At 63.4% G+C, this 22,897-nt stretch carries 17 protein-coding genes and 1 tRNA gene; 9 read left to right on the forward strand and 9 right to left on the reverse strand.

Annotation, left to right across the window (positions count from 1 at the left end):
- Positions 1 to 82: 82 nt before the first annotated feature.
- Positions 83 to 4,816: a glutamate synthase large subunit gene (gene gltB / locus OZ411_RS17635; protein ID WP_282528971.1), complete on the reverse strand. Its 4,734-nt coding sequence runs from the start codon at positions 4,814 to 4,816 to the stop codon at positions 83 to 85.
- A 455-nt stretch (positions 4,817 to 5,271) separates the two neighbouring features.
- Between gltB and OZ411_RS17640 the strand changes: the two genes are divergently transcribed.
- On the forward strand, positions 5,272 to 5,988 hold the full coding sequence (locus OZ411_RS17640; protein WP_282528972.1) for a hypothetical protein: 717 nt from the start codon (positions 5,272 to 5,274) through the stop codon (positions 5,986 to 5,988).
- 194 nt (positions 5,989 to 6,182) lie between these two features.
- On the opposite strand, the gene OZ411_RS17645 is transcribed toward OZ411_RS17640, so the two are convergent.
- Positions 6,183 to 6,653, reverse strand: a complete 471-nt coding sequence (locus OZ411_RS17645; RefSeq protein ID WP_130580964.1) for an Hsp20 family protein — start codon at positions 6,651 to 6,653, stop codon at positions 6,183 to 6,185.
- 217 nt (positions 6,654 to 6,870) lie between these two features.
- On the opposite strand from OZ411_RS17645, the gene OZ411_RS17650 reads away from it, so the two are divergent.
- Positions 6,871 to 7,818 carry an alpha/beta hydrolase gene (locus OZ411_RS17650; RefSeq protein WP_282528973.1) on the forward strand — a complete coding sequence of 316 codons (948 nt, stop codon included), beginning with the start codon at positions 6,871 to 6,873 and terminating at the stop codon, positions 7,816 to 7,818.
- 119 nt (positions 7,819 to 7,937) lie between these two features.
- On the opposite strand, the gene OZ411_RS17655 is transcribed toward OZ411_RS17650, so the two are convergent.
- Positions 7,938 to 10,706: a di-heme-cytochrome C peroxidase gene (locus OZ411_RS17655; protein ID WP_282528974.1), complete on the reverse strand. Its 2,769-nt coding sequence runs from the start codon at positions 10,704 to 10,706 to the stop codon at positions 7,938 to 7,940.
- A gap of 177 nt (positions 10,707 to 10,883) precedes the next feature.
- Complete coding sequence (locus tag OZ411_RS17660; protein ID WP_282528975.1) at positions 10,884 to 12,677, reverse strand: adenylate/guanylate cyclase domain-containing protein; 1,794 nt, start codon at positions 12,675 to 12,677, stop codon at positions 10,884 to 10,886.
- A gap of 240 nt (positions 12,678 to 12,917) precedes the next feature.
- Here OZ411_RS17660 and OZ411_RS17665 point away from each other — a divergent pair, with 240 nt between their 5' ends.
- Complete coding sequence (locus OZ411_RS17665; RefSeq protein ID WP_282528976.1) at positions 12,918 to 13,553, forward strand: LysE family translocator; 636 nt, start codon at positions 12,918 to 12,920, stop codon at positions 13,551 to 13,553.
- Here the strand turns inward: OZ411_RS17665 and OZ411_RS17670 are convergent.
- Positions 13,550 to 14,302, reverse strand: coding sequence for a sulfite exporter TauE/SafE family protein (locus OZ411_RS17670; protein WP_282528977.1), 753 nt, complete (start codon positions 14,300 to 14,302; stop codon positions 13,550 to 13,552). The genes OZ411_RS17665 and OZ411_RS17670 overlap by 4 nt on opposite strands.
- 89 nt (positions 14,303 to 14,391) lie before the next feature.
- Here OZ411_RS17670 and OZ411_RS17675 point away from each other — a divergent pair, with 89 nt between their 5' ends.
- Positions 14,392 to 15,282 (forward strand): LysR substrate-binding domain-containing protein, encoded by an 891-nt coding sequence (locus tag OZ411_RS17675; RefSeq protein ID WP_130580969.1) that lies wholly within the window; start codon positions 14,392 to 14,394, stop codon positions 15,280 to 15,282.
- A 12-nt stretch (positions 15,283 to 15,294) separates the two neighbouring features.
- On the opposite strand, the gene hisN is transcribed toward OZ411_RS17675, so the two are convergent.
- Both hisN and OZ411_RS17685 read right to left on the reverse strand, forming a co-directional pair.
- Entirely contained in the window at positions 15,295 to 16,074 is a 780-nt protein-coding gene (hisN, locus tag OZ411_RS17680) for a histidinol-phosphatase (protein WP_282528978.1), read from the reverse strand.
- 490 nt (positions 16,075 to 16,564) lie between these two features.
- Positions 16,565 to 17,452 carry an N-formylglutamate amidohydrolase gene (locus OZ411_RS17685; RefSeq protein ID WP_282528979.1) on the reverse strand — a complete coding sequence of 296 codons (888 nt, stop codon included), beginning with the start codon at positions 17,450 to 17,452 and terminating at the stop codon, positions 16,565 to 16,567.
- Between the two features lie 310 nt (positions 17,453 to 17,762).
- Between OZ411_RS17685 and OZ411_RS17690 the strand changes: the two genes are divergently transcribed.
- The 3 genes from OZ411_RS17690 (at position 17,763) to OZ411_RS17700 (ending at position 20,322) form a co-directional block, all read left to right on the forward strand.
- Positions 17,763 to 18,122: a response regulator gene (locus OZ411_RS17690; protein WP_027583737.1), complete on the forward strand. Its 360-nt coding sequence runs from the start codon at positions 17,763 to 17,765 to the stop codon at positions 18,120 to 18,122.
- An 82-nt stretch (positions 18,123 to 18,204) separates the two neighbouring features.
- A tRNA-Val gene (locus OZ411_RS17695) sits at positions 18,205 to 18,279 on the forward strand.
- Positions 18,280 to 19,584: 1,305 nt separating this feature from the next.
- Entirely contained in the window at positions 19,585 to 20,322 is a 738-nt protein-coding gene (locus OZ411_RS17700) for a TonB family protein (RefSeq protein ID WP_282528980.1), read from the forward strand.
- A gap of 25 nt (positions 20,323 to 20,347) precedes the next feature.
- Here OZ411_RS17700 and OZ411_RS17705 read toward each other — a convergent pair whose 3' ends face one another.
- The gene (locus OZ411_RS17705) at positions 20,348 to 20,797 is read right to left on the reverse strand and encodes a hypothetical protein (protein ID WP_282528981.1); all 450 of its coding nucleotides are present in this window, start codon (positions 20,795 to 20,797) and stop codon (positions 20,348 to 20,350) included.
- A 280-nt stretch (positions 20,798 to 21,077) separates the two neighbouring features.
- Entirely contained in the window at positions 21,078 to 21,689 is a 612-nt protein-coding gene (locus OZ411_RS17710; protein ID WP_282528982.1) for a TetR/AcrR family transcriptional regulator, read from the reverse strand.
- A 103-nt stretch (positions 21,690 to 21,792) separates the two neighbouring features.
- Here OZ411_RS17710 and OZ411_RS17715 point away from each other — a divergent pair, with 103 nt between their 5' ends.
- Together OZ411_RS17715 and OZ411_RS17720 are read left to right on the forward strand one after the other, a co-directional pair.
- Positions 21,793 to 22,488: a PspA/IM30 family protein gene (locus OZ411_RS17715; RefSeq protein ID WP_130580974.1), complete on the forward strand. Its 696-nt coding sequence runs from the start codon at positions 21,793 to 21,795 to the stop codon at positions 22,486 to 22,488.
- 42 nt (positions 22,489 to 22,530) lie between these two features.
- On the forward strand, positions 22,531 to 22,806 hold the full coding sequence (locus OZ411_RS17720) for a YiaA/YiaB family inner membrane protein (RefSeq protein ID WP_130580975.1): 276 nt from the start codon (positions 22,531 to 22,533) through the stop codon (positions 22,804 to 22,806).
- The last annotated feature ends 91 nt before the right edge of the window (positions 22,807 to 22,897 follow it).

A 22,897-nucleotide genomic window follows, 5' to 3' on the forward strand; every position in this document is an offset into this window, starting at 1 on the left:
ACGACGCAATCCACCTGTCCGCGGACCGAGTTTATGGATTGCTTCGCCGCGCTCGCAATGGCGGTCTTATAACCTTCCGTGATTACGCTCCGATCGCGATTTTCGGCTCGGCGTCGGCGTTCGCCTTCATTTCCTTCAGTGCGCGACGGTACTCGACCGGCATCACCTTGCGGAACTTCGGCAGCCACGTCTTCCAGTCCGCCAGGATCTCGGCGGCTTTCCTCGAGCCGGTCAGCTTGGCGTGCCGCGTGATCAGCACATGGAGCCGTTCGACATCGGAATCAAGCAGGTTCTGGAACACGTCGACCTGCCCATGCGCCTCGAGATCGCCGGCATGGTGGTAGGTGGCAGCGTTGATCATCTCTTCCGACAGCACCGGTTCCAGCTCGACCATCGAGAGGTTGCACAGTTTCGGGAAGTCGCCGGCTTCGTCCAGGACATAAGCGATACCGCCTGACATGCCCGCCGCGAAGTTCCGGCCGGTCTTGCCGAGCACGACGACGATGCCGCCGGTCATGTATTCGCAGCAATGGTCGCCGGCGCCCTCGACGACCGCGACCGCGCCCGAGTTGCGCACAGCGAAGCGCTCGCCGGCGATGCCGTGGAAGTAGCATTCGCCCGCGATCGCGCCGTACATCACGGTGTTGCCGACGATGATCGACTCCTCCGGTACGATGCCGGAGATCTTCGGCGGCTTGACGATGAGGCGTCCGCCGGAAAGGCCCTTGCCGACATAGTCGTTGCCTTCACCTTCGAGCTCGAAGGTGACGCCCCTGGCAAGCCACGCGCCGAACGCCTGGCCCGCGGTGCCCTTGAGGCTGACATGGATGGTGTCGAGCGGCAGTCCTTCGTGGCCGTAGATCTTCGCCACCTGGCCCGACAGCATCGCGCCAGCGGAACGGTCGGTGTTGTTGATCTCCTCCTCGATCCTGACAGGCGCGCCACGGTCGAGCGCGGCACGGGCCTTCTCGATCAGGCGACGGTCGAGCACGGCTTCCAGATGATGGTTCTGGGCTTCCGAGCGGTAGATCTTCTGGCCCTTCTCTTCCTTCTGCCGCACGAACAGCCGCGAGAAATCGAGCCCCTTGGCCTTCCAATGCGCGACCAGCGAGGTCTGGTCGAGCATCTGGGTCTGGCCGACCATCTCGTCGAACTTCCTGTAGCCGAGCAAAGCCATGATCTCGCGCACTTCCTCGGCAACGAAGAAGAAGTAGTTGATCACGTGCTCGGGCTGGCCGGTGAAGCGCTTGCGCAGGACCGGGTCCTGGGTCGCGACGCCGACCGGGCAGGTGTTGAGATGGCACTTGCGCATCATGATGCAGCCGGCCGCGATCAAGGGTGCCGTGGCGAAGCCGAACTCGTCGGCCCCGAGCAGCGCGCCGATCACGACGTCGCGCCCGGTGCGGAAGCCGCCGTCGACCTGCACCGAGATGCGGCTGCGCAGCCGCTCGCGCACCAGCGTCTGGTGGGTTTCGGCGAGCCCGATCTCCCACGGGCTGCCGGCATGCTTGATCGAGGTCAGCGGCGAGGCGCCGGTGCCACCTTCGAAGCCTGCGATCGTCACGTGGTCGGCGCGCGCCTTCGCGACACCGGCGGCAACCGTGCCGACGCCGATCTCGGAGACGAGCTTGACCGACACGTCACCGTCCGGATTGACGTTCTTCAGGTCATAGATGAGCTGCGCCAGATCCTCGATCGAATAGATGTCGTGATGCGGCGGCGGCGAGATCAGGCCGACGCCGGGCGTCGAATGGCGGACGCGGGCGATCGTCGCGTCGACCTTGTGGCCGGGCAACTGACCGCCTTCGCCGGGCTTGGCGCCCTGCGCCATCTTGATCTGCATCATGTCGGAGTTGACGAGATATTCCGTCGTCACGCCGAAGCGGCCCGAGGCGACCTGCTTGATCGCCGAGCGCATGGAATCGCCATTCGGCAGCGGCTTGAAGCGATCGGATTCCTCGCCGCCTTCGCCGGTGTTGGACTTGCCGCCGATCCGGTTCATCGCGATCGCGAGCGTGGTGTGCGCCTCGCGTGAGATCGAGCCGAACGACATTGCGCCCGTGGAGAAGCGCTTAACGATCTCCTTGGCCGGCTCGACCTCTTCGAGCTTCACCGGCTTGCGTTTTTCTTCGCTGGCAGCCTTGATCCGGAACAGGCCGCGCAGCGTCAAGAGCCGCTCCTGCTGCTCGTTCAGGATCTTGGCGAAGGCGCGATAGCGCTCGAGCGAGTTGCCGCGCACCGCGTGCTGCAGCGCCGAGACCGACTCGGCGGTCCAGGCGTGATCCTCGCCGCGGGTGCGGTAGGCATATTCGCCGCCGACATCGAGCGCGGTCTTGTAGACCTGCGCATCGCCAAACGCATCGCCATGCCGCCGCGCGGTTTCCTCGGCGATCTCACCCAGCCCCACGCCCTCGATGCGGGTGTGCGTGCCGGCAAAATACTTGCCGACGAAATCGGCCTTCAGCCCGACGGCGTCGAAGATCTGCGCGCCGCAATAGGACTGGTAGGTCGAGATGCCCATCTTGGACATCACCTTGAGCAAGCCCTTGCCGATCGACTTGATGTAGCGCTTGACGATCTCCTTGTCGTCGAGCCCGCCCGGCAGGCGGTCCTTCATCGCGATGATGGTCTCGAATGCGAGATAGGGGTTGATCGCCTCCGCGCCGTAGCCGGCGAGGCAGGCGAAATGGTGCACTTCGCGCGGCTCGCCGGATTCGACCACGAGGCCGACCGAGGTGCGCAAGCCGGTGCGGATCAAATGATGATGCACGGCGGCGCAGGCGAGCAGCGCGGGGATCGGGATCCGGTCGGTGCCGGTCATGCGGTCGGACAGGATGATGATGTTGATGCCTTCGCGCACCGCGCCCTCGGCGCGCGCGCAGAGCTCGTCCAGCACCTGCTCCATGCCGGCCGCGCCGAAGCCGGCGTGGAAGGTAGTGTCCAGCGTGCGCGACTTGAAATGCGTCTCGGCGACATCGGAGATCGAGCGGATCTTCTCCAGATCCGCGTCGGTCAGGATCGGCTGGCGCACTTCGAGGCGCTTGGTGGAGGCGAGACCTTGCAGGTCGAACAGGTTCGGCCGCGGCCCGATGATCGAGACGAGGCTCATCACGAGCTCCTCGCGGATCGGGTCGATCGGCGGGTTCGTCACCTGCGCGAAGTTCTGCTTGAAATAGGTGAACAGCGGCTTCGGCTTGTCCGACAGCGCCGAGATCGGCGTGTCATTGCCCATCGAGCCCGCGGCTTCCTCGCCGGTTGCCGCCATCGGCGTCATCAGGATGTTGATGTCTTCCTGCGAGTAGCCGAATGCCTGCTGGCGATCGAGCAGCGGCAGGTTCGAACGCACGCTCTTGGTCGGCGCATCCGGCAACTCTTCGAGCTGCATCTGGGTGCGGGCCAGCCAGTCGCGATAGGGATGGCTCTTGGCCAGATCGGCCTTGATCTCGTCGTCGGGAATGAGTCGGCCCTGCTCGAGATCGACGAGCAGCATCTTGCCCGGCTGCAGCCGCCACTTGGTGACGATCTGATCCTCCGGGATCTTCAGCACGCCCATTTCGGACGCCATCACGATGCGGTCGTCTTTTGTCACCAGATAGCGTGCCGGGCGGAGCCCGTTACGATCCAAGGTCGCGCCGATCTTGCGGCCGTCGGTGAACGCGATCGCGGCCGGGCCGTCCCACGGCTCCATCATCGCGGCATGATATTCGTAGAAGGCGCGGCGCTCTTCATCCATCAAGGGATTGCCGGCCCACGCTTCCGGAATCATCATCATCACCGCGTGCGGCAGCGAGTAGCCGCCCTGCACCAGGAATTCGAGCGCGTTGTCGAAGCAGGCGGTGTCGCTCTGGCCTTCGTAGGAAATCGGCCACAGACGGCTGATGTCCTTGCCGTAGAGCTCCGAATGCACGGAAGCCTGCCGCGCCGCCATCCAGTTGACGTTGCCGCGCAGCGTGTTGATCTCGCCGTTATGCGCGATCATGCGATAGGGATGCGCCAGCGACCAGGCCGGGAAGGTGTTGGTCGAGAAGCGCTGGTGCACCAGCGCCAGCGCGCTCGCGAAGTCGTCCTCGTGCAGGTCGGGATAATACTTGCCGAGCTGATCGGCCAGGAACATGCCCTTATAGATCACCGTGCGGCACGAGAATGAGACCGGGTAGTAGCCGGCCATGCCGCGATCGCGGCGTTGATAGATCGCCTGCGAGATCGACTTGCGCAGGATGTAGAGCCGGCGCTCGAACTCGTCCTCGGTCTTGCCGACGCCATTGCGGCCGATGAACACCTGCAGGTGATAGGGTTCGGTCGGCTTCACGGTGACGCCGAGGGAGGAGTTGTCGGTCGGCACGTCGCGCCAGCCGAGCAGCTTGAAGCCCTCGTTCTTGATCTCGTCGGCGATGATGCTCTTGATGACGTTGCGCCAGGCGGCGTCGCGCGGCAGGAACAGCGCGCCGATTGCATAGTCGCCCGGCTGCGGCAGCTTGAAGCCAAGCTCGGCCGCCTTGCGCGCGAAGAAAGCGTGCGGGATCTGCACCAGGATGCCGGCGCCGTCGCCGGCGCGCGGATCGGCGCCGACGGCGCCGCGGTGCTCGAGGTTGCAAAGGATGTTCAGCGCGTCGGAGACGATCTGGTGCGAGGGCTTGCCCTTGATGTTGGCGATGAAGCCGACGCCGCAGGCATCCTTCTCCAGGCTCGGGTCGTACATGCCTTCGGCTTTGGGACGCCAATCGTGTTCGCGCGCCGGTTCGTCCGCTTTCGAGGCTGCGGTCGCCGACAGCGTTTCTGTCACGATGGTTTCGCGCTCGAATTCCGACCCGCTCATGTTTCCTCTCAAATTAAGGCTAAAGGGCCTCATGGTCGTTGGCGCACCTTGGGCGTTGCGGCACCCATCGGGCCACCGCTCGTCCTCCGCGAGCCGCAATGTCCTAAATCAGGCGAGGAGCGTTCAACGTCCCTGAGGAACGGCCTTGCCCGCAGCATTCTCGGAGCCCGAAGGGCCGAGTTTCCGTTGCAATCCCTATGCCGGGACTGCCCCGCGATTAAGACAGCTATACTGTCCTAACTCCGACCTTGCCAAATTTTTTTCTATCACACAAGCGCATGAGAGTCCTCGTCCGCATGTAGTTTTGCGTGGAGCGCGGCGGGAGGGCCGCCCCCGATTTGAAGCAAACGCGCCGTGATCCGGCCCAAGGACCGCCGGAATTGCCGATGAAGTTTCCTGCGGGCACCAGAGAGCAAAAATGCTCCACGCCCAGCGTCTTACAGGAGCTACCGGTGATGAAGCTGTTTACGGGATGGGTGTTGTCTGCGGGGCTCGTTCTCTCGGCCCCGACCGCCAATGCGCAGTTGCTGGCGCCCAATCACGTCGGAAATCCGTCGATCGTGACCGTGTCCGATTTCGACGGCCCGTATGCGGCGATGCCGCCGGAAGTGCCGGCGCCGCGTTATGGGCCGGCCTACGGACCGGGACCGGGGCTGCTGCCGCCGATCGAAGTCTACGCCGTGCTGCGCGAAAACGGGTTCCTGCCGCTCGGCATCCCGCGGCAACGCGGGCTGGTCTACACGATCGCGGTGATCGAGCCTGGCGGGAGCGACGGCAGGCTGGTGATCGACGCGCGCAGCGGACGCATCATCCGCTTCATTCCGGCCGACGGGATGGATGACGATTACCGAGGCGATCTGAGCGGCGCCTATGGCCCCGCCGGACCGTTGCCGCCGGCAACCCCTGTTCGCAGCAGCGTGCCACGGCCGCCGGCACCCATTCCGCATGTGGCGAGCCGGACCGTGCCGAAGCCAAGGCCGAACCCGCTGGCAGCAAAGCGCGCGCCGGAACCGGCCCAGCAATCGGCCGCGGTGCAGCAGAGGCCTGCGGAGACGCAGCAGGCCATTCCGCCGGCTGCCGCCCCGACCGTCGGCGAGGCGAAACCGGCTCCTCCCGCCGCGCCGACCATTCTGCCGACCCAGGAAATGCCGCAGGTGCAGGGATTGGAGTAGCAGACTTCCCTGTCATTCCGGGGCGATGCGTGAGCATCGAACCCGGAATCCATTTCGCCGCTTGCCCTGTGGCTGAATGGATTCCGGGCCTGCGCCTTGCGGCGCATCCCGGAATGACCGAGGGGAAACAAAAACGCCCCGGTTTCCCGGGGCGTTTTGCGCTCGGCCAATATCTGCCGAAGCTGCTGCCGCGATTAGGCGGCGGCCTTGGAGCCGTCGGCGACCTGCGGCGCGGCGGAGCCGGTCGTGATCGGAATGCTGCGCGGTTTCTTGGCCTCGGGGATCTCGCGAACGAGGTCGACGTGGAGCAGGCCGTTCTCAAGCGAAGCGCTCTTCACCTGTACGAAGTCGGCGAGCTGGAACACGCGCTCGAAGGCCCGAGAGGCGATGCCGCGATAGAGAACGTTGGAATTGTCCTTGCCGTTCTCGTTGGCGATCTTCTCGCCCTTGATCGTCAGCGTGTTCTCCTTCGCGACGATCGAAAGCTCACCCTCGGAGAAGCCGGAAACCGCAACGCTGATGCGGTAGGCGTTCTCGCCGGTGCGCTCGATGTTGTAGGGGGGATAGCCGGGGCTGCCGTCCGAAGTCGCCTGGTCGAGCAGGTTGAAAAAACGGTCGAAGCCAACAGTGGAACGATAGAACGGGGTCAGATCGTAGGTACGCATGATAGTCCTCCAATGAGCGACCGATTTGATTACCCGCCCGCCATCGGGCCGGGCTTTAGTCTGTGTGCAGCCTGATGTTCCGGTTCCGAAACACTGGTAGCGGCCTGCACGAAGATGATATGGGTGGGGCTATCAGGCGTTCAAGAGGCGGAAATATCGTCGCTTTTTGGCGCTCACGCCTTGATTCCCGCCGTCCCTCACCTAGCGGTTCCCCTTCATGACGCTCGTCTCCATTCCAGCCAATCCGGTTCCGGAAGACGTCGTCAGCGGCACCATCAAGACGCCTGATGGCGCCGAATTGCGTTTTGCGCGCTGGGCGCCGCCGCCGGGCCGCAAGGGAACCGTCTGCGTGTTCACCGGCCGCAGCGAGATGATCGAGAAATATTTCGAGACCGTGCGCGATCTGCGCGACCGCGGCTTTGCGGTGGCGATGATCGATTGGCGCGGGCAGGGCCATTCCTCGCGGCGATTGCGCGATCCACGCAAAGGCTATGTGCGCAACTTTGCCGATTACGAGATCGACGTCGAAACCTTCGTGCAGCAGGTGGTGCTGCCGGATTGTCCGCCGCCCTATTTCGCGCTGGCGCATTCGATGGGCGGGGCCGTGATGCTGCGCCTCGCGCATGCGGGAAAACGCTGGTTCGATCGCATGGTGCTGTCGGCACCGATGATCGACCTGCCGGGACGCCGCACTTCATTCATCCCGACCGCGCTGCTGCGGATCATGCGGCTCGCCGGCCAGGGCGGACGTTACGTACCGGGCGGCAGCGACGAACTGGTCGGGCTTTCGCCTTTCATCAACAATCCCCTCACCAGCGATCCCGTCCGCTTTGCGCGCAATGCTGCGGTCCTGGAAGAAGACCCCACGCTCGGCCTCGGTGCGCCAACGATTGCCTGGGCCGACACCGCCTTCAAGGCGATGCGTACGTTCCGCGAATATTACTATCCGTCGCAGATCCGCCAGCCGATCCTGATGCTGGCGGCGAGCAACGACAGCGTGGTGTCGACGCCTGCGATCGAGGAGTTCGCCTATCACTTGCGCGCCGGCTCGCACCTCGTGATCGCCGGCTCCAAGCACGAGATCCTGCAGGAGCAGGACCGCTACCGCGCGCAGTTCTGGGCGGCGTTCGACGCTTTCGTGCCGGGCACGCCGCTGTTCGGCTAGAGCATGATCCCGAAAAGTGGGCACCGGTTTTCCGAAAAAGATCATGCTCAAACAGAGAGCTAAAGCGGGATGACGATTCGAAGAAAAGTCATCACGCTTTAGAGCATTTCCTCGATCGGCTACAAGGTCTTCAGATATTCGATCAAGGCTTCGCGTTCGTTCTTGTCGAGCGCGCGGCCGATGATGCCCTTCGGATACGGCGCGGCTCCCTCGAGCGAGTGGCCGCCCACGCTGTTGCCGTGGATGTCGTTTCCGTCGCGATCGGTCGCCGAGAACAGCGTCTGGCCATTCTTGCACGACGTCTCGTCGCCCTTCACGTCGAAGCCGACATGCTCCGGATCGAAATCACGTGCGCCCATGCAGAACTTCGTCGGGCGCTCGGCGGCGGGCCGGAGCAGCCAGTCGAGCGAGGGGACGGAGCCGTTATGCAGGTAGGGCGCCGTGGCCCAGGCGCCGTTGAGCGGGCGCGCGCGATAGCGCGGCGCCGGCGAAGGGTTGGGGCAGTTCTTTCGGTCGCCCCAGAGCTTCTTCTGCTCCGCCGGCGGGATATGCCGCTCGTCCATCCATTTCCGGCTGACCAGATCCACCGTCACCATCAAGGCGAGGGCGTAGGACATCTCGGTGGTAGAGGTCGGCTGAAGGTCAGGACATTCCCACCACTTCGTGAGGTCGCGCGTCGGGTCGATGCCGAGGAAGCCGGGGACCTGAACGGTTCGCATGGTCAGGACATTGGCCTGCGCCGGGTCCGTTCCCATGTCATCCGCCTTTTTCTGGACGGGATCGAGCACCGGGCTCTCGCCGGTACGGTCCCAGCGCGGCGACGACCAGAAGCTCTTGTCTGGAAATTGAGCGTCGAACACGGGATCATTGACCGGACCGAGATGGCATTCGACGCAGATCTCGGCGTACAGCTCGCGGCCCTTGGCGACGCGGTCGGGCTTGAGCTTCCAGGCCTGATCGTCGAAGAGCTGCGACGGCCATTTGGGCGCGGCCAAACCGCCAAAGCGCTGTGGCGTCTGGCTGAAGGGATCGGGACCGCGCAGCATCGATTCGATCCACAGCAGATTCTGCACTTCCACCGACGAGCGGAACAGCGTGTCTGCGGGATACTCGGGCGACATGTTGATCAGCGCGGTCACGCCTAACGCCTCGCCGGCATTGCGGATCAGCGGCTGCTCGATCGAGGCGTCGTATTGGGCATATTTGAGCCACGGCACGGTCCAGATCGGCGGGTAGCTGACCGGCGCGTCCTGGGCGTGGAGGTTCTTTTCGAAGCCGGTGAGGCCGTTGATGGCCAGGTTCTGCGAGAAGACCTGGTTGCCGATGCGGTTGAGCGCGTCGAGGCGGCCGAACCCTTCCTCGGTATCCTTCTGCTGCTTGCCGTCCTCGGTCGTCTTGCCGGCGATGGTCTTGTCATAGGTGTTTTGCCGGTCGAGCAGGAATTTTCCGATCGCCGCCAGCTTTTGCTTGAGCGCGCTGCGGTCTGCATCGCTTGCGTCGGGCCCGAGCACGCGATCCGCGAAGCGCTTGAAACGGAACGGCACATACAAGGTATAGGCAATGGACAGGCCGGTCGCGAGTTCGAGCTTCTTCAGATCGGTCATGGCCGGGCCGCCGTCGAAGCGCACGGCCACGCCCTTGTAGTGAAGCTGTCCGGTGTGACAGGCCGCGCAGGTCAGCCCGATCTTGTCGTCCTCGCGACGGCCCGTCGCCGGATCGACAACGCCGGTCATCCGCGCGAAGCCGACCGGCAAGCCGTCGACATTCTCGACCGCTGTCTTCCACAACCCTGAAGATGCCGGCGCAGGTGTCGTCTCGAAGATGCTTGCATAACCGAAGCGGCGCAGCGTGGTGTCGTCGGTATGGATGGTCTGGGGGCTCGGAATAAAGCCGAAGCGCTCGAGATAGGCGCTCTCCTTCATCAGTCCGGGCGCGCTGAACAGACGCAGGTACGGCTGCTCCAGCGCGACGAACCAGGCGTAGGGTACCGGGAATGTCGCGGTGCCCTGGCTGACATGGTGCAACCAGTACCGGTCCTCGAGCGACCAATTCTGATCGAGCCAGTAGGCGGCTTTGGTCGCTGGCGCGTCCGGCAGCGGAGGCGGCAGCAATTGCGCGAGCTTGTCGGGCAGGACGGCCCTGACGCGATCCGGGAATTGCGTAACCGCAACCAGTAGCGCGATCAGCAAGGCCGCTGCGCTGCCGAGAACGCGAAGCGCACGCCTGCCGGGGGCGACTTGCCGCGGGGACTCGATGCGCTCGACGATCCGCTCGGGCATCCGGCGATCGACGAACAATGTCCTCACCTCCGCAACGCTGAGGTAGCGGTCCTTGCCTTCGCCCTTGCCCAGGATGCGAAGCAGGACGGGCCATTCGCCCTTCATCAACAGCGGGTCGTACCAGCGCCGGTTGGCTTTCGCCCGTTCGAAATTGGCGTGCATGAAGGTCGTGATTTCGGACGCCGTCAGGCCGTGCTCGACGCCGCCAGCGGGATCTCTGCACTCCTGGCCGAACCCGGCAAGGCGCGCGATCTGGTCCTCGTGGACATGGGCGTGGGCGTCAAGGATGCGTGAGCCGCCGCCGTGCTTGTCGAGCGGGCCGTGGCGCAGTGCATCCAGTTCGGCACCGGACCACCAGCTCTTGAGCAGGCGCCAGGGACTGAGGCCATTCGCCACGAGCGCGACGAGACTAGTCTCGATGCGCACCCGGATATTGCTCAACCCCTTCTTCCCGCTCGCCGCTCCGATCGTCCTTGATAGCGTCGAGAGAGGGACGACATGGCCGTCGACAAATCCTTCCGCGACCAGTGCACGCAGGAACGGGCAGGGATTGTTCGGAGAAACGTCGATCGGCGGCGCGACCAGCTTCTTGGTGCGGAGGTCGTGCATGGCGCAAAATCCTGGACGCAACGAATCATGAAAAGCGATCGCCCGATAGAAGCGGACGAAATCTTAACATCCAGAATACGCGCGGGATGTTACACGACTACAGCGTGTGACGAGGTTTGGCTGAATCCCGCAAGTCGGTGAACGATCGGAGGGCGCGGCGCTCGGCTGCGGGCTCGTTCACGACTCGGCGGCAAACTTCCGGTTTTCGACAAGGGTCAGCCGGGCGAGCGGTACGCCGGCTTTCAGGAGTCCCTCACGATAGTGTTCGATATCCGCCGGCAGCTTCCAATGGAAGTTCTTCAAATGCCGATCGACGGTGAAAATCGGATAGTTGGACATCAGGACGCCGGTCGCGTCCGCCGCCTCCTCGGTCCGTCCCAATTGGGCCAGCGCGGCGGCGCGGATCGCCAGCGCCGGCATATGGTTCGGATTGATGTAGAGCTGCTCGCGCGCCCAGGACAGGGTCGCGTCGTATTGTCCCAGGAGGTAGTGGCTGAACGCGTTCAAGGCCGCCCATTGATAGCGCGGGTCGCTGTTGCCGCGCTGCGCCCCCATCGAAAACAGCTCGATCGCCTGGCGATGCTCACCGCTCACGAGGTGAACATATCCAAGCACGCCGCGCGCGCCCATGTCGTATGGGTTGAGCGCCACGGCACGGTTCGCGGCATCCAGGGCAGCCTCGTAGTGTCCCTCGACCGAACGCACATAGGAAAGGATCTGAAAGGCGAAGGACGAGCGCGGGTCGAGCCGAACGCTGGCCTCCGCAAGACTCACGATCGACGTCCATAATTCGCGCGTGCGCTTGAGCCAGCCAAACTGGATGCTCTGCACCTGGATCGTGGCGAGATAGGCGTGCGCGATCGAAAGCGCGGGATCGAGCGCGATCGCTTCCTTGAACAGCGCAATGGACGCCTCGTAATCTTCCCTGGTGTGCCGGTAATAGTAGGAAAGGCCCTTCAGGAATCGATCCCACGCGGTGACATCGTTGGAAAGGCGGGCCGGCGCGGAAGCTTCCGCGCGGAATATCTCGGTGGCGATCGCTGCAGAGAGACTGGTCGTGATCTCGTCCTGCATCGCGAACAGATCGCCCATGTCGCGGTCATAGCGGCCGGTCCACAGTTGCTCGCCGTTCTCGGGCGCGATCAGCTCGGCGGTCACCCGGATCTTGCTGCCGGCACGCCGCACAGAGCCCTGGATCAGGTAGGTCGCGTCGATCTCGCGGGCGATCAGGCGGGTGCTCACATTCTTGCCCTTGAAGGAGAATGTCGAGTTGCGGCTCAGCACCCGATAGAAGGATTGCAGCGAGAGCGCGTGGATCAGGTCTTCAGTCAATCCGTCGGAAAAATACTCGTCGCTGGAGTCGCTCAAATTGGCGAAGGGAAGCACGCCGACGATCGCTGTCCGCGACTGCCCTGGCAGGCCCGACGAATCCCGCACCTGACGCCCACGCGCCTCCGAGCCGCCCGGCTCCCAGGTCAAGACCTCGACAGGGTCCGCGATATTCTTGAAACGATGGCTGCCGGTGTTGATCAGGGTGGCTTTGAGGTGCCTGCCGGCCTCCTGATAGGCCTTGGCCGAAGCGGCCAGTCCGCCCGGTGGGGAAACCGTCTCGAGCCGGACGGCGATGTTGACGTCATCGCCGAACAATTCGTCCTCGTCGGCCATCACATCGCCCATGTGAATGCCCATCCGGAACTGCATGACACGGTCGGCGGGAAGCTGGTTGTTGCGCTCCGCCATCAGCATTTGCATCTCGATAGCGGCCTCCAGCGCGCCGACGATACTCGGAAACTCCAGCAGGAAGCCGTCGCCGGTGTTCTTGAGGATACGGCCGCCATGATTGAGGATGATCGGATGGATCGCGGTCCGATGAGCTTTGAAGGCGGCATGCGTGCCCGCCTCGTCGGCCCCCATCATCCGCGAGTAGCCGGCGACGTCGGCGCAGACTATGGCAGCTAGCCGTCTCTCCATAACCGTATCTATGCTCCGGAATCGGTCGATGACCGCTGCGTGCGCGGCCGACCGTTCCAACTCTTATAAAACAAGATGTGGCTGGCGGAAGCCCGAACCGGAGATCATAGTAATGCAAACGTTCCGGAATTGGCAGCGGATGGCCCCGGAAATGTTAGCTGCATGATTTTTATGTCGTGGAAATAATGCGGGAGGGCTGTCCTTGTCGGTTTGCCAACGTCCGCGTGAGAGATGACGACGATGCTCGGAATTCACGAACTATGGCTCTTCATCCTTTCGGGGCTGCTGCTTAACGTCACACCGGGGCCGGACACCGCCTATATCATCGGCAGGAGCCTGCAACTCGGATGGCGTGGCGGAGCGGCGGCCGCGCTCGGCATAAGCTGTGGCTGCCTTTTTCATGTCTTCGGCGCTGCGATTGGTCTCTCGGCGCTGCTGATGACCTCCTCGGTGGCCTTTACTGCCCTCAAATGGGTCGGCGCAGCCTATCTCCTGTTCACGGGCGTCCAGATGCTGCTGTCACGGCAGCGCCCGATCGCGGATGTCACCCTTCAGGGTGAGGCGCCGACGCTGCGCCGGGTGTTCTGGCAGGGCGCGCTCACCAATGCGCTCAATCCGAAGGTGGCGCTGTTCTTCCTCGCCTTCCTGCCGCAGTTCGTGGCGGCTGATTCGCCGCACAAGACCGCCGCCTTCCTGCTGCTCGGCGCGATCTTCGTCATCAACGGCACGCTGTGGTGTCTCGGCGTGGCAGCCTTTGCGGCGCGGGCGGCGAGGCGGATCCGCCGCTCCAGCAGCGTCATCGCCTGGATCAACCGTACGCTGGGCGGGCTGTTCGTTTATCTCGGTTTCCGGGTGGCGATGCTGGAGGCGCGTTAGCCGTGGATCTTCACGAGCGCGCTGGCCGCGAGGTAGAGCCCGAGCAGGATCATCGCAATCAGGAACCAGCGGCGGAACGCCTCCGGCTGTAGCCGTGACCGCACCGCCTGCCCGACGAACATGCCGATGAAGGACGCCGCCATTGCCACCGCGCCGGGCAGCGCAGTCGCGGCGGTCAATACGCCGGCGGCGGTGAGATTGAAGGCGAGGGCGACGGTTGCGGTGGTGAAGAACAGGCCGAGCGCCTGCACCAGTTCGTCCTTCTCCATGCCGATCGCCTGCATGAATGGCATCGACGGGATCACCTGCACGCCGGTCGCCGCCGAGATCACCCCGGTTACGACGCCGACGATGCCGCCGATCCATTTCTCGTCGCGGCGGGCGACCTTGAAGCTGAAGCGGCTGAGGCCCACGACCGCATAGATGATGAGCAGGAGACCGAGGACGACGGTGCCATAGGGCGCATAAGGTCCGGTCAACAGCCCACTGTTCAGCCAGATGCCGACCACGGTGCCGAGCATCAGCGGCCATAGCCGCTTGAGGATGTCGCGCAGATAAGGGCCGACGAAGGTCTGCCAGATGTTGGTGACGATCGCCGGCACGATGACGATCGAGATCGCCTGCGCAGGCGGCATCGTCACGGCCAGCAGTCCCATAGAAACCGTCGGCAGGCCAAGCCCCAGCGTTCCCTTGACGAAACCGGCAAGCAGGAAGGCGAAGGCGATCAGGATAAGCATCGAGTCGAACATGTCTGCACATTGACCGATCGCCGCGAGCGGCACAATCTGGAGATTACGGAGAATGCCTTCGGCTTTGCCGAAGCTGAACGGAGCCTGACATGCGCTTCGACCTGGTCGATCTGCAGCTCTTCATTGCGGTGGCGGAGACACGCAGCATCACCAATGGCGCCTCCCGCGTTCATCTGGCGCTGGCGTCCGCGAGCGAACGGATCAAGGGGCTCGAGGCTGCGCTTGGCGTGTCGCTGCTCAAGCGCGGCCGCCGTGGAGTCGAACTCACCGCCGCTGGCGAAAGCCTGCTCGATCATGCGCGGATCGTGATCCACAATGTCGAAGCGCTGCGCGGCGACCTCGCCGCCTATGCCAGCGGCGTCAGGGCGAGCGTGCTGCTGCTCGCCAATACCTCGGGCCTGTCGGAGCATCTGCCGCGGGCGCTCGCCGCCTTCCTGCGCGAGCATCCCGACATCAATGTCGACGTCGAGGAGCGCGAGAGCGCCGACATTGCGGCTGCGATCGCGACCGGTGCTGCGGATCTCGGCTTCGCCGCCGAGCATGCGTTGCCCGAAAGCGTCGAGCGCTTCCTGTTCAGCGAGGATCGCCTGACGCTGGTGGCCTCGCGCCGCAGCGATCTCGCAGGGCGCCGCCAGATCGATTTCCAGGACGTGACCGACTATGACTTCGTCGGGCTGACCGCCTCGACCGCGCTGCAGGCCCACATCGCCAAGCATGCGGCCCGGCTCGGCGCCCGTCTGCGGTTCCGGGCGCGCCTGCGCGATTTCGACGCGATCTGCCAGATGGTCGCGGCCGACGTCGGCATCGCCGTGATCCCGGAGACGGCCGCCCGGCGCTGCGCCCGATCGATGCCGATTGCGTCGATCCGGCTGCGCGACTCCTGGGCCGACCGCAAACTCACGATCTGCGCCCGCAGCTTCAAGGCATTGCCGCGCCCGGCGAAGCTGCTCGTCGACTACCTGCGCAAGGCCGCGCCTTGACGGGCGGCTCGCTCAACCATTGAGCAGCTTCATCGCCGCTTCGTGCACCCGCGGGTCGCCCGCGGCGATGATGCGGCCGCCGCTCTGCGCCGGCTTGCCTTCCCAGGTGGTGACGATGCCGCCAGCGCCGGTGACGATCGGAATCAGGCCTGCGATGTCATACGGCTTGAGCTCGGTCTCGACCACGAGATCGAGATGGCCGGCGGCCAGCATGCAGTAGGAGTAGCAGTCGCCGCCATAGCGCGTGAGCTTCGTGGCGCTCTCGATCCGTCCAAAGCATGCCCGGTCGGTGGCGTTCATCAACAGCGGACTCGTGGTGTAGGCTGTCGCGTCCTTGAGCGACGCGCAGCGCCTGACGGAAAGCCGCCGCTCGCCGGACGGGCCGGAGTAATGCGCTGAACCATTGTCGCCGGAGAACCGCTCGCCGATATAGGGCTGATGCATCATCCCGAACACCGGCGTGCCCTTGTGCAGCAGTGCGATCAGCGTGCCCCAGATCGGAAAGCCGCCGATGAACGACTTGGTGCCGTCGATCGGATCGAGCACCCAGACATATTCGGCGTCCTCGCGCTCATTGCCGAATTCCTCGCCGACGATGCCGTGTTGGGGGAAATTGGCCTTGATCAACCGCCGCATCACCGCTTCCGCTGTGCGGTCGGCTTCGGTGACGGGATCGAAATCGTTGACGCTCTTGTTGTCGACCGAGAGCGAGGTGCGGAAGAACGGCAGGATGGTTTCGCCGGCGGCGGTCGCGAGGCGGCCGATGAAGGCAGTGAAATCAATGACCGGCACGGCTGTTCCCTAAAGCGCGATGCGAACTGGCAACTTAACGCTACTGCCTAGCTCAATCCGGCGTAATCCGCACCGACATTGAGGAATTTTGTCGCCGGCATTTTTGAGTGCGCAAGGGATGCCATGCGCCGCTATGAGTTTTGGGACTAGGTGCAATCACGAAATGGGAGGCTGTGGTCGAAGTGGGGTATTAATCATTCATTTCTTGACGGAAGATGTTGAAAGAAAACGACAAAGTTCGACTTTAGCCCTGTGTTGCAGGTCTGCAAGCCCTGCGGATAATGCATGGGAAATGAATCTAAAACCGCTTGCGTTTTGTGCGGCGCGGCGGCATATTGTTGCGGTGCGGTAGCGCCTTGCGCTATCGCTGCCCTCCTTGGGCGTTTCCTCCCTAGACTTGGGCCGCTTGTTCATTCAAGCGGCCCTTTTTTCTTTTGGGGTTCTTGCTGTCATTCCGCGGCGCGAAGCGAACCCGGAATGACGAGGAAACTTATTCCGCTGCTGCCTGGAACGGACCGAGGTCGCCGAGCGGGACTTCCGCCAGTGCCTCCGCCAAGGTCGCGAAATCGGCGGCCAACTGCGCAAAGCGCGGGCCGCGCTCGCGCCGGCGCTCATCCATGTAGACCGCGCGGTTGAGTTCGAGCTGAACGGTATGCAGGCCGCTCGCCGGGTTGCCGTAGTGCTCGGTGATGAAGCCGCCCGCATAGGGCTTGTTGCGGCCGATCGAATAGCCGAGCCCGCTCATGATGTCTTCGACCACGTCGGGGAGCAGCGGCGCGCAGCTTGTGCCGTAGCGGTCGCCGATGACGATGTCGGGCCGTCGCGGCTCGTCCCGCGACACCCCGATCGACGGCATCGAGTGGCAGTCCACCACAACAACGGTTCCGAACGCCTGGTGCGCCTTGTTGATCAGCCGGCGCAGCGCCCGGTGATAGGGCTTGTAGAGCGCCTCGATCCTTGACAGCGCCTCGTCGACATTGAGCCGCTCGCGATAAATCTCCTGGCCGTCGCCGACCACGCGCGGGATCGTGCCAAGCCCGCCGGCGACCCGCATCGAGCGCGTATTGGCAAAGCTCGGAAGCCGGCCCGTGAACATGCGCGGATCGAGCTCATAGGGCTCGCGGTTCACGTCGACATAGGAGCGCGGGAAATGCACCCGCACGACCGGAAAGCCGCGCTCGCTCAAGCCTTCGATCAACTCGTCCATGAAGGAGTCTTCCGAGCGCCTGAGCGACGTCAGATCGATCCTGGAGGCGTTGAGGAATTCGGCCGGATAGACCGAGCCCGAATGCGGCGAGTTGAAGATGATCGGCGCCCGCCAATTGACGGGTTCGACGATCTCGAACGGAGGCGGCAATTCGCCGTCAGGCCTGCTCATCGTCCGGCGCCGTCCCTTCAATTCCGCTGGGCCTTCCAGCACGATTCTGCCGGAAAAACGGAGGATTTATGTGCGGGCATTGTCGGTAATCACAACCCTTCTGCCAAGCGAAAAAAATCGTGAGCCGGGCTGGAATGTCTCTTAAGAGCGGGTAACGCCTGACGTGATTGATTCGCGCGGCGTTCCGGTCCACAACTAAGTTAAGCATCCGGTCGGCCGCGACGGCTCATCTTTCACTCGAAATTTACTGCCTATCGGGCTTAGTGTGCGGACCGATCCTCCCAAGCCGGGATTCGACGAAATCAACGCCATGCCCAAAATCCTCCTCGCCGAAGACGACAACGATATGCGCCGCTTCCTGGTCAAGGCGCTCGAAAACGCCGGATTCCAGGTTTCCCCACACGATAACGGTATGTCGGCCTATCAGAGGCTGCGCGAGGAGCCGTTCGAGATGCTGCTCACCGACATCGTGATGCCGGAGATGGACGGCATCGAGCTCGCCCGCCGCGCCTCGGAACTCGATCCCGACATCAAGATCATGTTCATCACCGGATTCGCCGCCGTCGCCCTGAACTCCGATTCGGAGGCGCCCAAGAACGCCAAGGTGCTGGCAAAGCCTGTCCACCTGCGCGAATTGGTCAGCGAAGTGAACAAGATGCTGGCGGCCTGACCCGCGGCCAAGATTTCGCCTTCAAGCGTCCTTGCCTGCCCGCCTGGGGTCCGTTATAGGGACCCGACCCAGCCGATTTTTCGGGCGCGTAGCTCAGCGGGAGAGCACTACCTTGACATGGTAGGGGTCACAGGTTCGATCCCTGTCGCGCCCACCAGCCTTCGCTCGCGAAGCGAGAGAAGGCTGCCGCGCCGAAGCCCCACGGGCGCAGGCGGGCTTGCGTCCGCGAGCTACGGCTCGGCAAGCCACTTGTTCGTTCCTTGAGGGCTACGCGTGGCGCAGCCAAGCGGAGCAGGCCGCATCGACGGCTTGGGTTCCTGATCCAAGAGTCAAATGACTCGCCGCTGTCATCGTTCGCGAAGGCGACGATTCAGTAGGATGGGTGGAGCGAAACCCATCGCGATGGAGCAAGCCGCGCGATGATGGGTTTCGCTCCGTTCTACCCATCCTACGTTCCGTTGCGCCTGCGGAAGCAACCACAGAAGCGTCGAAGCGCGTCTTCCCGGGATGCGCGGTCGGTTACATCTGCGCTGACAAGATCTCGAGCTCGCTGTGGAGATATCCTGAAGGGAACACGACGCCGCATTCGTCGCCCCGCCTCCAGACGACGTGGCAGTGCGTGCTCGACTTGAAGCCGTCGAACGACATGAGGAAGTCGTTGGCGAAGAAGTGAAATGAATTCGAGTACAAACCAGCACCGCGCATATGGAGATTTCTTACTAGGCAGGGATGAACTCCCGAAATCCCGCTAAACGAAAGCAATGCGAGCTGGTTCAACTGAACACGTTCTAGGGCACGACGCTCAATCATGACCGGACGCTCCAATTGATAAAATATTGGCAATTGAAATCCCGGAGCGCTGCAACTTTCCATCAGTGCGGCTGTCCTAATGCCTGCGCGCGTGTCCCTATGGTTAACGGTCGACGCGAGGAAAGCGCGAGCGAGATGGCACAAACCGCGCATCCGCGCGACACCTCACACTTTCTGGCGTCGCTCTGGCACAAAGTGCACTGACGAACGCGCAATGGTTGTGCTTATTTGCGACGCTACTTCTCGCCGATCACACCCCGAGCGCCAAAGCCCCCGTGGTCGGCCGGGAGAGCAAAGGCGGCCCCGGCGTGATTCCGACGGCTTGCGCCGGGGCAGTCCGGCCGATGTCGCGTGGTTCAAATGGCGACGCTTCATGTCGGCCTCAGTAATGTCCGCCAAATTTTTCCGACGGTCAGGATGCGGAACCGTGCGCAAGCGATGAGCTGACGCCTGTTCGGCAGTTCCATTTTATAGGACGGCCCGTCTCGGCCTCCGGCGCCAGTCCGGTTTTAGAGACATGTCACAAATCCTATATAGAGATAGCCATCGTGCCTTCGCCGAGGGGCTCGGCGCGCCCCAAATGATCTGAGTGGCCTTCTCCAGAGATGTGCGTACCGACCAGAATTGTTATCCCGGCGAAAGCGCCCGCCATATGAAGATGGACGGTTCAGATGATCCGTTGCCCGCGAGGGAGACGGACAGGATAAAGGCCGCGCTCACTGCAGGAGATCCGACGGCCTGGTCCAACGCAGAAGTGGCGCGTCTCGTCATCATCCCGGCTCTGGTGGTGCTGTTGTTCGCCGGTGGCGTCTATTGGATCAAGGTACAGCACCCAGCCGCATCATCGGTCGATCAAGGACCGACGTCTACAATACAGGTGCGCCTGGTTCCTCAACGCGAGGAGACACCGATTCCAATCGATTCGACTTCGCAGGCGACGACGGCGAATGTCGCCCATTCGAATCCTGAAGCCGAACAGCCGGATGATCAGGCGAAGGATGAGGTTGTGATCAAATCGCCTGACCAGGCGTCCCTGCCTGTTGAAGCGAGTCCCAGCATCCCCAGCATCTCACGTCGTTCGACCGTGACGAATGTGGTGCCGAACAATGCCCTGGTGAAGTTTCAACAAAGCCTGCTCAAGCACATCGCAAGATTTCAGCGGTATCCCGCGGCGGCCCACAATAGGCTTCAAGGCACGGTCGAAACGTTCTTCTCGATCGACCGGAGAGGGCGCCTCCTGGGTGTTTGGGTGAAAACAAGCTCCGGCCAGACACTGCTCGATACCGAGGCGATCGAGACCATCAAGAGGGCGCAACCTCTTCCATCCATCCCAGCCGAACTTCCGGATCGCCTCAACGTCCAGATTCAACTGGCCTTCGATCCATCCTAAGGCCTCCCCCTAACCACTGCACGGTCTACGGCTGATTGCCCGGCTCGAAAGTGCAGTCGGCGCCGCCGCCGGCCTTTTGCTCGATCACCCTGGGATCGATCGTGCAGTTCAGCTTCGACAAGCCCGCGATGTTCGATCCGGCGGCGCCCTCGGCGGGGACGCCCGCCATCAGCATGGTTGCAAACAATTCGTTGGCGTCGCGGCCTTTCAGCGCGCGCTTGGCGATCTTGAAGGTGATGTCGCAGGAGCGCGACGTGATGTCGACATTGCTGGTGCGGCAGACGATGTTGTCGGCGGTGACGGAGATCTTCCCGCCATAGGGAAAATTGGTGTCGCCCTTGAAGAAGGAAGCGACGGTACGCTTGGGCGCGGCGGCGATCGGCGAGTATTGGGCGACCACGGCGGCGAGCGCCAGTGCCGCCGAACCTGAAGCGGAGGTAGCTGGGGCCGCGCTCGCGCCGGCAGGTGCAGACAAGAAAATCAGGGCTGCCAAACATCCAACGCGCGTCATTCCTGCCTCTTCCGCGTGTCGTCCCCGCGAAGGCGGGGACCCATACCGCGTGATGTCTCGATAGGATTCGGTCATAGTCAGCTTCGCAAAACTACTTCCTGTGGTTATCGTCCCGGGTCAAGCCCGGGACGACGCGGAGAGAGTTGTAGAGTTGTTGGGTGGGCAAAGCGCAGCGTGCCCACCATCGCGAGCGGAGTCTTTGATGGTGGGCACGTCGCTGCGCTCCTTTGCCCACCCTACGACGCTACGAACTAGCCTTCGCCATCAATCCCTCGACCATGGCGCGGACGATGGAGGCGACTTCGCTGCGCAACGCTTCGATCGGCACTGCGATCAGCTTCTGCTCTAACCCCAGCGCGACTATGCCGTGGACGGCCGAGAACAGGCTGCGCGCGGTGACGCTCAGGTCTTGCGGCGAGCGCGCCGGAAAGAGTGCGGCGAGCGGGTGGTAGATGTGGCGGAACAGGTCCATCTGCTCGGAGATGGCCCAGTCCGGGACCGGCTTGCCCGGTGCCATCCGGTGCTCGAACAGTGCGCGCCATAACTCGAGATTGTCGGCGGCGAAATCGCAATAGCCGACCGCGATGCGGACCAGCGTGTCGATGGGATCCGCGGGACCGTCGCGCTCTGCCGCGGTGAGGGCCGCGTCGAGCCGGGCCAGCGTGCGCGATCCTATCCGCAGGATCAGTTCGTCGACGTCCTCGACCAGATTGTAGACCGCGCCATTGGCGATGCCGATCTCGCTGGCGAGATCGCGCGTCTTCAGGCCGGCCAATCCGCCGGCGGCGATCGATCGTTCTGCCGCTTCGATCAGCCGCTCGCGGTTTTTAGCTCGTCGTTCCAAGGCCTTGGACATTTGTTAACTAAATACATGAGCAACGCTCAAGATTTTCTTGAACCATGCTCAGGTTCCCGTTACAAAGATGATGTGAGCAATGCTCATAACAGGGAGCTGGCAAATGTTCAAAACCGTTTTCACGCTTTTTCGCGGCACCGTGGCCGCGGCAGAGGAGGAGTTGCAGGATCGGTCGGCCCTCCTCATCCTCGACCAGCAGATGCGCGACGCGGCCTCGGCCGTCGACCGCTCCAAGCGGACGCTGGCTCTGGCGATTGCCGGCGACCAGCAGGAGGGCCGTCGGCTTGAGGCGACCAATGCGCGGATCGCGGATCTCGAGGCGCGGGCCACGGCCGCGCTGGAAGGTGGCCGCGAAGATCTGGCGCGGGAGGCGGCGCAGGCGATTGCCAATCTCGAAGCCGACCGCGACGCCGCGATGACCGCGCGCACGCTGTTCGGTCAGGAGATCGCGCGGTTGAAGCGCCATGTCGCCAATGCCGAGGCGCGGCTCACCGAACTCGACCGCGGCCGCCGCATCGCCCGCGCCTCGGACGCAGTGCGCTCGCTGCGCCGGAGCGGCATCGAGGCGGTGCGCCCATACGAATCCACGCTGCCGGAAGCGGAGAACACGCTGCGCAAGTTGCGCGAACGGCAGATGGAAGCCCAGGCCGCCGACGAGGCGCTGATCGAACTCGATACCGCCAGCGGACCGCTTGCCACGGCTGAGAAGCTCGCTGAGCAGGGCTTTGGGCCCCGCATGAAATCGACCGCCGACGACGTGCTCGCACGGCTCAAAGCCGGGCGTGCAGCTACTGCCTGAACCTTCAAGTCCTCAACATTGTTCATTTAAGGAGAGATTGCCATGAACCAGAACGTCCAGCCCCACAGCAATGCCTGGGTTACCTTCACCTATGCCTCCTTCCTCGGCTCCGCCTTCCTGGTCGGCGTCGGCATATTCTTCCTGCCCGTCGATCTCTGGATGAAGGGCTATCTCACCATGGGGATCGTGATGCTGGTGCAGACCTGCGTCACCCTGACCAAGACGGTCCGCGACGTCCACGAAAGCGGCCGGCTCGTAAACCGCATCGAGGATGCCAAGGCTGAACGGATCCTGATGGAAGTGTCCAAGGTGGCCTGACCAGGGCAGTTGGAGACGGACCGAACTTTTCGAGGCGGCGGATGTCTGGCATCCGCCGCTTTTTGCCGCGAGGATGCATCGATGACGGCGC

The organism is Bradyrhizobium sp. Arg237L (genome assembly GCF_029990105.1).
Lineage (GTDB): Bacteria > Pseudomonadota > Alphaproteobacteria > Rhizobiales > Xanthobacteraceae > Bradyrhizobium.